The 12,809-nt window shown below is 58.8% G+C and carries 11 protein-coding genes; 4 read left to right on the top strand and 7 right to left on the bottom strand.

Features of this window, described 5'->3' with window-relative positions; all coding sequences use genetic code 11:
- Window positions 1-3 precede the first annotated feature (3 nt).
- A complete protein-coding gene (locus GHO25_RS13295; protein ID WP_153390962.1) occupies window positions 4-879 on the bottom strand; it encodes a LysR substrate-binding domain-containing protein in 876 nt (291 codons plus the stop codon).
- 103 nt (window positions 880-982) lie between these two features.
- Between GHO25_RS13295 and GHO25_RS13300 the strand changes: the two genes are divergently transcribed.
- On the top strand, window positions 983-2,176 hold the full coding sequence (locus GHO25_RS13300; RefSeq protein WP_153390963.1) for an MFS transporter: 1,194 nt from the start codon (window positions 983-985) through the stop codon (window positions 2,174-2,176).
- On the opposite strand, the gene GHO25_RS13305 is transcribed toward GHO25_RS13300, so the two are convergent.
- Together GHO25_RS13305 and GHO25_RS13310 are read right to left on the bottom strand one after the other, a co-directional pair.
- Window positions 2,153-3,424 carry a cell wall metabolism sensor histidine kinase WalK gene (locus GHO25_RS13305; RefSeq protein WP_153390978.1) on the bottom strand — a complete coding sequence of 424 codons (1,272 nt, stop codon included), beginning with the start codon at window positions 3,422-3,424 and terminating at the stop codon, window positions 2,153-2,155. The two genes, GHO25_RS13300 and GHO25_RS13305, sit on opposite strands and share 24 nt — an antisense overlap.
- Before the next feature lie 77 nt (window positions 3,425-3,501).
- On the bottom strand, window positions 3,502-4,212 hold the full coding sequence (locus GHO25_RS13310; RefSeq protein WP_048369177.1) for a response regulator: 711 nt from the start codon (window positions 4,210-4,212) through the stop codon (window positions 3,502-3,504).
- Between the two features lie 145 nt (window positions 4,213-4,357).
- On the opposite strand from GHO25_RS13310, the gene GHO25_RS13315 reads away from it, so the two are divergent.
- Entirely contained in the window at window positions 4,358-4,618 is a 261-nt protein-coding gene (locus GHO25_RS13315) for a hypothetical protein (RefSeq protein WP_048369178.1), read from the top strand.
- Here GHO25_RS13315 and GHO25_RS13320 read toward each other — a convergent pair.
- From GHO25_RS13320 to GHO25_RS13335, 4 genes are all read right to left on the bottom strand, one after another.
- On the bottom strand, window positions 4,615-6,192 hold the full coding sequence (locus tag GHO25_RS13320) for a type VI immunity family protein (RefSeq protein ID WP_178110082.1): 1,578 nt from the start codon (window positions 6,190-6,192) through the stop codon (window positions 4,615-4,617). The two genes, GHO25_RS13315 and GHO25_RS13320, sit on opposite strands and share 4 nt — an antisense overlap.
- A gap of 2 nt (window positions 6,193-6,194) precedes the next feature.
- Complete coding sequence (locus tag GHO25_RS13325) at window positions 6,195-7,073, bottom strand: VRR-NUC domain-containing protein (protein WP_153390964.1); 879 nt, start codon at window positions 7,071-7,073, stop codon at window positions 6,195-6,197.
- Complete coding sequence (locus tag GHO25_RS13330) at window positions 7,073-9,439, bottom strand: type VI secretion system Vgr family protein (RefSeq protein WP_153390965.1); 2,367 nt, start codon at window positions 9,437-9,439, stop codon at window positions 7,073-7,075. The genes GHO25_RS13325 and GHO25_RS13330 overlap by 1 nt, the downstream gene beginning before the upstream one ends.
- Before the next feature lie 647 nt (window positions 9,440-10,086).
- A complete protein-coding gene (locus GHO25_RS13335) occupies window positions 10,087-11,004 on the bottom strand; it encodes a LysR substrate-binding domain-containing protein (protein ID WP_178110083.1) in 918 nt (305 codons plus the stop codon).
- 129 nt (window positions 11,005-11,133) lie between these two features.
- Between GHO25_RS13335 and GHO25_RS13340 the strand changes: the two genes are divergently transcribed.
- Entirely contained in the window at window positions 11,134-12,018 is an 885-nt protein-coding gene (locus GHO25_RS13340; protein ID WP_153326435.1) for a sugar phosphate isomerase/epimerase, read from the top strand.
- Between the two features lie 3 nt (window positions 12,019-12,021).
- The gene (locus GHO25_RS13345; RefSeq protein WP_153326437.1) at window positions 12,022-12,801 is read left to right on the top strand and encodes an SDR family NAD(P)-dependent oxidoreductase; all 780 of its coding nucleotides are present in this window, start codon (window positions 12,022-12,024) and stop codon (window positions 12,799-12,801) included.
- Window positions 12,802-12,809: the final 8 nt, after the last annotated feature.

Consider the following 12,809-nt stretch of genomic DNA (forward strand, 5'->3'; position numbering starts at 1 on the left):
CACTCACTCCAGCTGCTGCTTGATCGCCTGCAAAACGATGCGTGACAAGCGCTCGACAGCCACGGATCTTTCCGCCTGCTGATAGCGCAAGGTCAAGGCGATGCTCGGCAGTTCTGGCAGTCCGAGGTGCTGCTCATCGAGCACGCAGGTGCCGGCCTGCATGCCCAGGCGGGTTCTGATGGTGTAGCCCAGACCTGCCTGGGTGGCGGCTGCCAGGCCGGGCAAGCTGGAGCTGGTGAACGCCACGCGCCAGTCGATGCCTTGACGGCTCAATGCCTCGGTGCCCGCCGTGTGAAACGGGCAAGGGGTGTCAAACATGATCAGCGGCAGGGGCTCCGCTGCATTGGCTTTCCAGGCGAGTGACTGCTGTTCGGAGCCGATCCAGCGCATGGGCAAACGGGCGATGGTTTCACTGCGCCGGGCGCCCTCGCCCCACACCACTGCCATGTCCAGCGCACCGGACTCCAGGCGGTTGAGCAAATCGGCATTGCGGGCAATTTGCGCCTCGACCCGGACCTGCGGATGGGCACGGGTAAATTGCCCCAACACCGAGGGCAGAAAACCGCTCAAATCTTCTTGCAGGCCGAACCGCACCCAACCTTGCAAGGACGCCTCTGAAACCGCAAACAGCGCTTCGTCATTCAGGCTCAGCAAGCGCCGCGCATAGTCCAGCAATTGCTCGCCCGCCTGAGTCAACTCAAGCCCCCTGCCCGCCTTGCGCAGCAACGGCGCACCCACTTGGGCCTCGAGCTTTTTCATCTGAGCGCTGATGGCCGATGTCGAGCGCGCCAGCTTGTCCGCCGCTGCCGCAAAGCTGCCGGACTCAACCCCGCAGACGAAGCTGCGCAACACATCAAGGTCGAAACTGACTGGTCGCATAATCATCCTGTTTTTCGGGATCATTTTAAAAATTAATTGATTTTGCGCACGATCATGGCATGGGACGCTGGCCGCTCACAAGTCACCCAACGGGAGAGCGTCAATGCCACTCAATCAACAACATCGCTGGAAAGTACTGGCTGCGGGAGTTGGCGCGAACGTCAGTTTTTCCTGCGTGGTCGGCGGTGTACCGGCCACGGCGGTGTATCTGCGCAGCAGCTATCAGTTGTCGAACAGTGAATTGGGGCTAGCACTGGGTATTCTCGGGCTCGGCATTGCCGTGAGTGAAATCCCCTGGGGTTTGCTGACCGATCGTTGGGGCGACCGGCCTGTGCTGCTGACAGGCTTGTTGAGCGCTGCACTGTCTTTACTCTTGCTCGCGGCTTTTGCCGGGCATGCCCCCACCGCGCTGGGATTGTGTCTTGGGCTGTTCGCTACCGGCGTGCTGGGCAGCAGCGTCAACGGCGCCAGTGGCCGGGCGATCATGCTGTGGTTTCAGGAGCGCGAACGCGGGCTGGCCATGAGCATTCGGCAAACCGCCGTACCCACTGGCTATGCATTGGGCGCAATCGTTTTGCCCTGGCTCGCCCACACCTATGGGTTCAGCGCGGTGTTTGCTGCTGCCGCGGCGTTGTGCCTGCTGTGCAGTGGCCTGGTCTGGCGCTGGATTCATGAACCAGAAATCGCCCAGGCCAAGCCTGCGCTCAAGCGTGTCAGCCCGCTGCGTGATCTGAACGTATGGCGCGCCGTGCTCGCCATCAGCCTGCTCTGCGCACCGCAATTTACTCTGGTGACCTATGCCGTGGTGTTCTTCCACGATGGCGTCGGCCTGAGCGTGGCGACGGCTTCGTTGGCGCTGGCAGTGATTCAGGCGGGCGCCATTGTCGGCCGCTTGTGGAGCGGCCACTGGACCGATCAACGCAATAACCGCCCGACCTTTTTAAAAGCCTGCGCCTTGTTCAGCGCCGCAGCGTTCCTGGGGCTGAGCATCGTCACCCGCGTGCTGCCAGTCCCTTCTTCACTGGCCAGCGTTGTGCTGCCCATTGTGCTGATCGTTGCCGGTACGCTGGTGTCGATCTGGCACGGTGTGGCCTACGCCGAACTGGCCACCCTTGCCGGGGCCCAACGCTCAGGCACGGCCATCGCCATGGGCAACAGCGGCGCCTTCCTCGGTTTGTTCCTCGCGCCTCTCGTTGCGTCTGCCGCCGTGAGCCAGTGGGGATGGGGAGCGCTCTGGGCACTGTGCGCGTTGTGCGCGCTGGTGGCGGCCTTGTTATTTACCGTTCAAAACCGGTAGCAACACCTTCACTTCGAGCCCGCCGTCAGGGCGATTGCAGAGGGTTAGCGTGCCGCCCTGCCCCAGCACAATCGCTCTGGCGGCTGACAAGCCCAAGCCCACGCCGCCGGTGTTTTTATTGCGCGACCCTTCAAGGCGAAAGAACGGTGCGAACACCTGTTCCTGGCTCTCCGGTGCAATCCCCGGGCCTCGGTCAAGTACCAGCAAGGTCACCTGCTGGTCATCTGCGCTCAGCTCAATCGTCGGCTCTTGAGCGTATTTGACGGCGTTGTCCAGCAGGTTGCCCACCACCCGCTTGATGCCCATGGGCCGACCAAAAAAGACCAGATGCTGCGGGCTGCTGATTGCGATGTCGATGGACTGATCGCGGTAGTCGTCCGTCAGGGTCCGCAGCAGTTCTGCCAGATCAAATGAAGTCGCCTGCTCAAGGCGGGCGTCGTCGCGGAAGAACTCCAGGCTGGCATTGATCATGGCCTGCATCTCGTCGACGTCGCGAAACAGCCGCTGCTGTTGCTCGGGGTCTTCAATGAACTCGCCGCGCAGACGCATGCGCGTCAGCGGCGTGCGCAAGTCATGGGAAATAGCCGCCAGCATTTGCGTGCGGTCGTTGATGAAATGCTGCAATTGCCCCTGCATGGCATTGAACGCAACGATTACCTGGCGGATTTCTATGGGCCCGACCGGCTCAATCGGCGGAGCAGCGAAGTCTGCGCCGAAACGCCGGGCCCCTTCGGCAAAATGGCGCAACGGTTTGGCCAGATGACGCGTCGCAATCAGCGCGACCAGCACGGTAGAGATCAGCACCAGGACGATCAGGATCAAGTTGCGCTGCCACTCCCCCAACCCCCAACTGCGCGCAGCAGCGCTGAACATCAACCAGGAGCCATCTGACAACTGCACGACCAAGGCGTAATAGCCGTGTCCCTGCGGCCAATCGTCAGGGTGATAAACCTCCAGTTGCTGGTCAGGTTTGTCCAACAGTTGCCTGCCCTCGGGGGTGACGGTTCGACGCAAATCATCATGGACCGCCGGCAAGTTCATTTCTTGATGCGTTGCGTGCCAACTGACGGTGGACTTGGTGTTACTCGCCGTGGCTGCCAGATGCGCACGCAACTCAGGGGGTGCGGCTTCGATCATATGGGTGGTTAACGCGGTACGTTCGAGCAAGCCTATTTCGCTCAAGGGCGGGTAAGCCCAAACACCGGCCAGTTGGGTAAACAGGGCATTGAAAGCCAGCGCAGTGAGCATGGCGGCAAGCGTGGTCAGGGCGATCCAGCGTGTGAGGGTGTCGTGCGAGCGCAGGCTCCAGCCTGAAAACCAGCGCTTCACTTGCGAACCACGCCGAGCGTGAACAGGTAACCGACGTTGCGTACCGTACGAATCATCTCTACCCCGTTGCTGTCGAACTCCAGCTTGCGCCGCAGGCGGCTGACCTGAACGTCGATGCTGCGATCAAACGCTTCATGGGCAGGGCCACGGGCCAGGTCCAGCAACACTTCACGGGTCAGAATGCGCTGCGGGTGCTCCAGAAAAACCAGCAGCAAATCAAACTCGCCGGCCGACAGCGGGATCATTACCTGCTGCGGAGAGCGTAACTCGCGGCGTGTGAGGTCCAGTTGCCAATTGGCAAACACAAGGATTGGCCGCGGCACTTCGCCGGTCACCGGCTGGCTGTCGGCCGCCCGGCGCAGCACCGCACGCACCCGGGCCAGAAGCTCACGGGCGTCAAAAGGTTTGCTCAGGTAATCGTCGGCCCCCATTTCCAGGCCAACCACCCGGTCACTCAACTCGCCCATGGCGGTCAGCATGATAACGGGCGTGGAATACTGCTGGCGCAGGCGTTGGCACAGGGCCAGACCGTTTTCTCCGGGCAGCATCAAGTCAAGAATGATCAAGTCGGGTGACTGGATCGCCACGGCCGCCCACAGCGCCGCGCCATCGATAGCGACCTGCACCGAATAGCCGTGCTGCTCAAAGAATTTTTTCAGTAGCGCAAGGACCTCAAGGTCATCGTCTACGATCAACAGACTGCTCACCGGCGCATCACTTAAGTTCTGTAAGAATTCATATCTAAAACTATTCAGCGCGCCCCGTCATATATTTCAACTTGGCAACAAAGCAGACATACACGCGCAAAACGCGGGTGCGAGCATCAGCCTCCCGCGATCGAGAAGGTGTGCCATGTCTGCTGATAATTCACCCATGCTGCTGGAGCAACGCCTGGTAAAAAGTGACACCGCCAGCCTGCAATGCAGTGAAACCAGCCTGTGCCTGTCGGATGATCGGGATGAAATCGTGCTCACTCGCTACATTGAGCATTACAGCCTCGATGACGTGCACTGGGTTGAGCGCACTCATCGGGTGCCGGTAAGCGCGCTGCTCAAATGGATGATGTCGCAGGGTGAAGCACTGACCGTAAGGCAGGGTCAGGACGGGGGCTAGCCCTCGTCTGGCGGCGGCTCCATTCCGTCCCACAACCAAGAGACACGTTCACCCTCAAGGGTCGGCATCACCACCCCATAGTTCATGTGCACCCGGATGCCCTCTTTGCGTTCAAAGATATACGCACCCGGATAAGGGCAAGGTTCTCCGCTGCAGGCGCGCATCCTGGTGACCGTCCAGCGCCACAGAACCGTGCGACCTTGATGGGTGGGCAGTTTTTCGTTCAGGAGGCGAATGCACGAGATGCACGAATCGGTTTCCAGCTCCCAGCGACCTTCACGAGGCGCCGGTTCCTGACTGTGAGCATGGCGGGCGGGTTCGGGGGCGGTTTGATCCGCATCAAGCTGCCATAGGGTCAGTTGCCCCGCGGATGCTGAATCAACGCTCGGCATGGTCTCGCCGGCCTTGAACGCGCGACGCGTATTGGTCTGACCCACCGCCAACCACCAACCGGCCTGAGTACAGGCCATGCCGGCAATGATCCGCTTGAGCTGTGGCATAAGCCCCTGCCCTGCCGCTTTGGCCGGTGGTGCGTTAAAGCGCTTTTGCGTTGATGGCCAGTCACTGTCTGCATCAAAACGGGCCAACCAGCGACGGCTGTCAGGGTCAGTGAAACGCTCGTTAGGGTCGCCTTCCCATTGGCCAAGCCCCAACAAACCCATTTCGTCATTACGGATTGGTTTGAGGAGTTTGTTCAAAAGCATGGGCAGTTCCGGCACGCCCAGCTCGACCGGATACAGCTCAGGCTGCTCACCCAGTTCAATCCACAGACCGCTATGCAATTCGGTGATGCTGATGCGCGGATGAGTCAGGTTTTCTTGTACCTGTTTGCGGGTCAGATCAAGTTTTTCACGCCAGGGGTCAGACAACAGGAAGCCCCAGGTGGGTGGACGAATGCCGTTTTCCAGATCGCTGTGCATGACAAAGTCGTAGTCGATATCCAGCCCATAGAAAGCAGGAGTCAATGATCGCTCCCAGGTTTCGATGGCCGAGCGCGTTCCGAACTGAAGCGGGTTGGCCATGGCGAAACCGCTGTAGACCTGATCAGCCTTCAGCAGGTCGATAGTCTTGAGCACAAAGCAGCGCCAGGCATCGCGGTTATCCAGCCACCACTGCCAGCGGTAATAGAACGTGATTGAAGAGTACGCCTGCATTTTGCCCTTGTAGGGATTAAACCAGTGGCGCCAGAAATATCCCGCTGTGGTGGGAGATGAGCGGTGGTTTTGCTCATCGGTAAAACAGAACAGAAAGGCCTCGGCCTCGTACGCCTCCATGGCCGCCTTACGCAAATCCGGTATCCGTGAAGAGCCATAAGGGTATGGCCGCTCTGAAACCGGGTGAGTCGCAATGGTGTATGGCTTGCCAAGCATTTGTTCAAAAGCCTCATGGACGTCCAGCATCAGCAGTGTGGCCTCAACGTGATTTCCGGGCTTGGGTGGGAAGTAGAAGCTGATGAATGGGCTGACGCTGTGTCGTGCATAGTCCGTTCCCCAGTCCGTATTGGGCCACTCCTTGAGCTCTGCAATAAACTCTTGGCGCTCTTCTTCATCAAACAATCCATGAGTAGTACTCACGCTTACCTCCTGTTTTTGTTGCCTTTGGCTACTGGTGTCTGCTTCCCCGTGGTTTCAAACCCTGTGCAATCTTCCGGCACCCGCAGCAAGGCCACTTTCTCCCTGCCCGTTTTTATCGGGTTGATGCCCACAGTTGGCGTCATCAGTTCGACATAGGTTTCCAGTTGATTTTTCTTGGCCCAATCCCCCGGAAACTTGATCTCTACCGCTGCGAACACGTTTTCGGTTTCAAAAGGTTCATGGCGGTATTCAACAATCACCAGATCAGGCGCCAATAAACCTTTAGGTCTCGGCCAAAAGGGCTGTATGTCGCTGCCAAAGCGTTTAGGCCGTGTGGCGGGCTCGCCGAGCAAGGCCTTCTTGCTGGTGCCGTTGTAGTTGGGTTCGGACTTGAGCGGGCTGCGCCACTCCAGGGCTTCGTCGACAGCCTCAAAAAACAGCGAGGCGGTGAACTGCTTGAGTGCTATCTCAATCGTCGTTTCCACTGTGTCACCGGCGATTTTCTTGCGAATGCGCCGGGGCACCTTGATCGGCATCTGCAGGGCCACGGTGCAAACCTGGCTGATAGCGGGTCGAAAAGGCACCTTGCGTTCAATGTATTCCTTGAACTCTATGTTCTCCTGCCCCCTGCGCGAGACCGTGCTATTGCCGCCACGGTCGACCACCGCAAACGTCGAACTTTTGGTGTCAATCTCCTGGGTCATGGCCTCGATGGTTGCTCTCAGGGTCTGCTTAATGTGCTCCCTACGCTGCTCGATTTCGCGCACGAGCTGAACCAGCTCAACAGCAGATTTGCCATTTTCAATGGTTTGGTTTGCCCGGTAGGCACGATATGCCCCGTCGACAATGCGACCAATAAGATGAATAAGAGGCGCTGGCATCAGTCAAGGTCCCCACCGTGCAGATCCACAAACTCATCCGCAAAAATGTCCTTCGGATCAATGCTCTCGGCCGGTTCATCAATGCCTTTCAGATACGGCTGCCAAGTCTCAGTAACTCTCTGGTCTTCACGCATGACAGCTTTGTGCGCCTGGACAGATGTGCTGGCATCGGTCACCGTCCAGTCTGTTCCACCCGCCGGGCACGTCAGGCCCTCGGTCAACAGTACCGCGCCCTTAGTGATGCGGTACCGATACCCTGCAAAAGCACGTTGATCGTTCTTCAGTAACGTATAGCGCCCCAGGTAGGCGCCCGGTGGTGCGGGAAGCACTGCGGAGCTGTCCAGTGGATTGCCCGTGCCGAGGGGTGTTGAGGCCACTGGCCCTTTAATGTGGATGGCAAGGCCATCAAGGGTAATGCCATTACTGTCGAGGGTAATGCTGCCGCCGGGCGCCCTCAGGACAATGCGCTGACCTGCTGCAACATCGAACACCGTGGTGTTCTGCTCAATCAATTGCCCTGCCGACAGACTGTACCGATGGCGAACGGCGTGGCTCGACGAGCCACCGATTTGGCTATCACAGTTTGCAGCCACCTTGACGCTGCGGTTATTGGCAATCTCCTCGGTATGATCCCCGCCAATGCTGCTTCGGTAATGACGCCCCAAGGTTTGAATGCGATCACGGCCTACTTTCAGCCTTTGGTCCTGACCAACCGAGACCCGCTCGTCATGCCCTACCCGTTCGGTCCGGTCACGACCAATCTCAAGGGTTTCATCCCGCGCCACCTGCTCCTTCCTGTCATTGCCCACAAACGTCGTGTTGTCATGCTTGATGTAAACGTTCTTGTCCCGCTCGGCATGGATGTAAACCTCTTGCTGGCCCAGCTCATCCTCAAAGCGCAGTTCGTTAAAGCCCGTGCCTTTGTGGGTGCGGCTTTTGATGGTCATGCGGGTTTTGTGTTTGGGCAGTTCGTAGGGCGGCAGGTTGGCCTGGCGGTAGGCTCTGCCGGTGGCGATGGGTTGGTCGGGGTCGCCGTCGAGGTAGCTGATGATCAGTTCCTGGCCTATGCGCGGCACGGCCATGGCGCCCCATAAGGTGCCCGCCCAGCCTTGGGTGACGCGGATCCAGCAGGAGCTGTGGTCGTTTTCCTGGCTGTCGCGGTCCCACGGGAAGCTGACTTTGACCCGGCCCCATTCGTCGCAGTAGATCTCTTCGCCCGGCGGGCCGACCACGGTGGCGGTGTGCGGGCCGTCGATGCAGGGTTTGGGCTGCAACGGGGCTTTCCACTCGGCGTCCCAGCGGATGGCGCTGGCCTTTAAATGGTAGGTGGTGCTGTAGTCGCTACCGCCAGCTTCTTCTTGCAGGCTGCTGTGTTGTTTGCCGGTGTGCTCAAGGGCGATGCTGCGCCAGCGGTCGTTGAAATCGGGGCGCGGGTGTTCGCTCAGGTCGAAGGCCAGACCGGGTTGCAGGCGGGCGTCGTCGCCTTCGAGTTCGGCCATGCGCGCGTCGCTGCGCAAGGCGTGGAGGCGGGTCTTGGTAAAAGGTTTACCCGCCGCATCGCGTTTGTAGCGGCCGGGGTAGTCGTAGCGCTCGTAATCCTTGTGCTGGTTTTTCAGGGCCAGGCCGCCATCGGCGGTGTGTTGCTGGTTGTAGCGCGGATGGGTGAAGGTGTAATCGCGCTGGACTTGCCGAGAAGTGCGCACCTGCTCGGTGTAGCTGAAGCGGTGCAAGGAAGGCTCTGACGAATCGCCGCCGCCCATGGGCTGATATAGCACCGGGCAGTCTTTGTGGGTGCCGATGGTGCCAAGGCCACCGACGCGATCGGTGAGGATCAAGGTATGGCCGTCGGTGCGGTGTTCGAAGGTGTAGAGCAGGCCTTCTTCAGCGGCCAGGCGGGCAATAAAGTCGAGGTCGGTTTCACCCGCCTGCACGCAGTATTCGCGGGTCTGGTGATCGAAACAGATCTGTTTTTCCACGTCGGTGATGCGTTGGCCCTTGAGCACCAGAGTGATGATCTCGGGCACGGTTTTGTACTGAAACATCCGCCAGTTGGAGCGCAGGCCCGCGCGGGCCAAGGTCGGCTCGATCACCGCGTGGTAGCGGGTACGGCGAAAACCGGTGTCGCCCTGACGGAACAGACTGACCAGACCATGGACATAGCGCACCGGCGTTTCGCCGCGCCACACCGTGAACAGCGCGCCCAAATCGAGGACGCAATTAAAGTCCACCGCCGGATCGTGGCTGACAAGGTCCAGGGTTAATTTGAAGGGTTGCGACAAGCCTTCTTCGAGCTTGAACTCGACCACCTCAAAGGCATCGCCTTGCAGGGGCTCGAAGGTAAAACGCAGATCGCTTTGACGGGGCATGGGCGCTCCTGAGGCGGCAAGCACCCTGCCCCGGTTTTCACCGGTAGAAGGCAACTGGCACGGCGTGGATCTAGACCAAGGGGGGGGAGGATTTTGACGGGCGCTAGCCCTGCTCTTGCCTGCCAAGCACAGGCAAGTGAACAGGACGTAAGTTTGGAGTGGTGCCGGGGCATTGTTTCGACATTAGGGATGTCCTTTTTCCTATTCAGAATAGGGAACATTTAACCCTGTAAAGACCCAAACTGTACTGTAGGCCAGATAGCTTTATGGCGTGGGAATAGTCCTAGGAAAAGCCGCCCCGTCTACGACGTCGCGCTATCGCGCAGCACACAGGCCACCGTAGTCGCTGACGAGGTACGAAGGCTGCGATCGGCTGCGTGCAGCCGTAAAACCATCCACCTCGGTATTCTTGGGTGCATATCCATTGCTGCGGCAACGGCCACTTAGGATTCCGGCCTTACGCCATGGGCCCGCCGCGATCGGCCAGCGTGGCTTAACGGGGCCTCTTGGATCAAGATCAAAAGCCACATCAAGATCAACAGATCGCGAGGCAAGCTCGCTCCTACAGAGCCTTTAGAATCAATTACTTATTAGCGCCATCGAGAGGAACTTGTAAGACCTCAAGTTGCTCATTTGACACCGCGCACCTACTGTTCAGGCTGGTTTTTGTGCCATGTGCGAAGCAGTTCCAGAAATTGCTGAGCGGCGTCTGACAGAGGACGGTCCGTTGGGGTGGTCAGGCCAATAGGCGCTCTGAGCAACGGACTGGCAAAGGGTAGCGCACGCACAATGCCCAAACGCAAATCCAGATCAACGAGCCCGCGCTGAACAAACCACACACCGTCGTAATCATGCACATAGACCCGTGAGAAGGTTTCGCTCAACGTCTCCAGAATCTGCAACCCTTCCAGTGAGCTGTTGGAGAGCAAAAAATTGTCGACGCTAATGCGCACCAGAGTGCCTTGAGGAGAGGCCAGCAAGACGTATGGGCGCAGATCGTCCAGCACCACCCGTTCGCGCTGCGCAAGGGGGTGGTCCTTGCGCACCACCAGTACAAGGTCTTCCTCATAGAGCGCTTCGAAGGTAACCCCGAGCATGTCTCGTCCGATTAAACGGCCGACAATCAGGTCGATCTCCCCGGTCCGCAATTTTCCCACCAGATACTCATAAACCCCCGACAACACCTGCACTTTTATACCCGGGTAGCGTTGGCGCATTTGTTCAACCACGGGCGCCAGAATATAGCCAGCCGCCGTTGGCAGTGCCCCTACTCGCAGGACTTGCGGGGCGTCCGGGGTGGACTGCGCCTGGTCCATCGCCTGATTGAAACTGCTCAGTACTTGCACCGCATGTTTATGAAACGCCTCACCAGCCTGGGTCAGGTGCACACCCTTGCGCGTACGTACCAACAACTGCACGCCCAGTTCCTGTTCCAGCTCCTTGAGGCTCTTGGAAACTGCTGGCAGCGTGATATGCATCAGCCTCGAAGCGCTGACCAGACTCCCGCAACTGACCACAGTCGTAAAAGCGCGCAAATGACGCAGATTGATAGCGGACTGGCTCACCGACATTAACCTCTGATAGTTAACCCAAGGGTTAATTTAATACGCAATTTATATCAATTTAATCAACAAAAAGTTTCATCTAGGATGCGTTAAACCACATCCATACGCGGCAATGCGAGGACACATTCAATGAACATTCGGGAACCGCGACTAGGCGTATCGAGCGCGTCGTTGCCCACTCTGAGCCCCGAAGAACTGGCCGATGAAATGGTTCGTCTGGGGTATCAGGGAGTGGAATGGCGGATCGCCGATACCAGTCGATTGAATCCGGCTCAACCTTGGCATGCCAGCACCAACAATCGCTGCACAATTGCGCCCACCTCGGCAGCAGTGCAACGCATCCAGGACCACTGCCAGGCTCTGGGGCTGAACATCTTCGGGCTCAGTCCCTACCTGAAAATAGGTGATCTGGAACAAGGTCTGCGGCTGATCGACCTGGCCGCAATCGCCAGCCAGGCGCGTCTCAGAATATGGGCTCCAGGCTACACCCACGAGCGATACCCAGAGGCTTATGGACGGATGCGCCGGTTTCTTGATCAATTGCTTCCGCGCGCCGAAGCCCAGGGCGTGCAACTGGCGCTGGAGGTTCATCAGCGCACCATCTGCTCCAGCCCGTCACTGGCGATGCGCGTAGCGGAGCACTACCCGGCGCAACACCTGGGGATCATCTATGACATGGGCAATCTGGCCATCGAAGGCCGCGAAGACGTGCAAATGTCGCTGGACTTGATGGGCGCTCACCTGACGCACGTACAGGTCAAAAACGTTGCCTACAAACCGCAAGCTCCCGGTCAAGGCTGGTCGTGGGAGTGGTGCCCGCCGGATGCAGGCGTGTTGCCGTTGCAGACCATGCTCCAGACGCTGCGCGACAACGGTTTCAACGACTGGGTGTCCGTCGAGGACTTTTCTGACTCGCACACCGATCGACACAAATTGGCACGCAACCGGACGCTGATGCTGCAGTACTTGCAGCTCAGCGATAAACCCATCTTTTCTCACCCTCAAGAGGCCTGAACCATGACTGCTCTACCCTCCAACAGATCCGTAGCCGTGGTGACCGGCGCTGCGGGTGAACTCGGGCGGGCCATTTGCCAACGCCTTTACAAGGACGGCCTGCATATCGTCGCAGTGGATATCAACTTCAGCGCCATCGAAGCCTTGGCACAGTCCTTGAGTCTGTCCAGCGATCAACGCGTAGTGGCGATCAAGGCCGACATGGGCGATGAGCGCTCGATTACAGCCATGGTCGATCAAGTAGCCGACATTTTCGGGCGCATCGATGTGGTGGTGAACAATGCGGCCATCAACCTTCGGGGTTCAATCTACGACTTCAATCCTGAACACTGGGACAAGATGATGGCCGTGAATTTGCGTGGCCCTGCACTGCTTTGCCAAAAGGTCGCGCCGCACTGGATCAAGCAGCAAAGCGGCCGAGTGATCAACATCGTCTCACGCTGCTGGGTTGCCGGTGGTCCGCCCGCCTACGTGGCTTGCAAGGCAGGGCTTGTGGGCCTGACGCGCTCCATGGCCCGCGAACTTGCACCCCATAACGTGACCGTCAATGCCATTGCCCCCGGTCTGCTGCCTTCTGCCTTCACCCTGGAGGGACGCAATCCGCAAGACTTCGACCATATGGCCGAAGGTGCCATCAATGTCACACCGCTCAAGCGCCTGACCCGGCCAGAAGACGTTGCTAACACCACGTCCTTTCTGGCCTCCACCGACTCTGCCTTCATCACGGCTGAAGTGATTCATGTGTGTGGCGGCAGCCAACTGGCCCCCTTCGGCACGCGTTAAACGCCTGT

It is taken from the genome of Pseudomonas sp. FSL R10-1350, assembly GCF_009600525.1.
GTDB classification, from domain to species: Bacteria; Pseudomonadota; Gammaproteobacteria; order Pseudomonadales; family Pseudomonadaceae; genus Aquipseudomonas; species Aquipseudomonas helleri.

What these genes read in the sequence shown, in the direction of transcription:
- GHO25_RS13295 (WP_153390962.1), bottom strand. Translation starts at nt 879, where the DNA reads ATGCGACCAGTCAGTTTCGACCTTGATGTGTTGCGCAGCTTCGTCTGC.
- GHO25_RS13300 (WP_153390963.1), top strand. Translation starts at nt 983, where the DNA reads ATGCCACTCAATCAACAACATCGCTGGAAAGTACTGGCTGCGGGAGTT.
- GHO25_RS13305 (WP_153390978.1), bottom strand. Translation starts at nt 3,424, where the DNA reads ATGCTCACTGCGCTGGCTTTCAATGCCCTGTTTACCCAACTGGCCGGT.
- GHO25_RS13315 (WP_048369178.1), top strand. Translation starts at nt 4,358, where the DNA reads ATGTCTGCTGATAATTCACCCATGCTGCTGGAGCAACGCCTGGTAAAA.
- GHO25_RS13325 (WP_153390964.1), bottom strand. Translation starts at nt 7,073, where the DNA reads ATGCCAGCGCCTCTTATTCATCTTATTGGTCGCATTGTCGACGGGGCA.
- GHO25_RS13330 (WP_153390965.1), bottom strand. Translation starts at nt 9,439, where the DNA reads ATGCCCCGTCAAAGCGATCTGCGTTTTACCTTCGAGCCCCTGCAAGGC.
- GHO25_RS13340 (WP_153326435.1), top strand. Translation starts at nt 11,134, where the DNA reads ATGAACATTCGGGAACCGCGACTAGGCGTATCGAGCGCGTCGTTGCCC.
- GHO25_RS13345 (WP_153326437.1), top strand. Translation starts at nt 12,022, where the DNA reads ATGACTGCTCTACCCTCCAACAGATCCGTAGCCGTGGTGACCGGCGCT.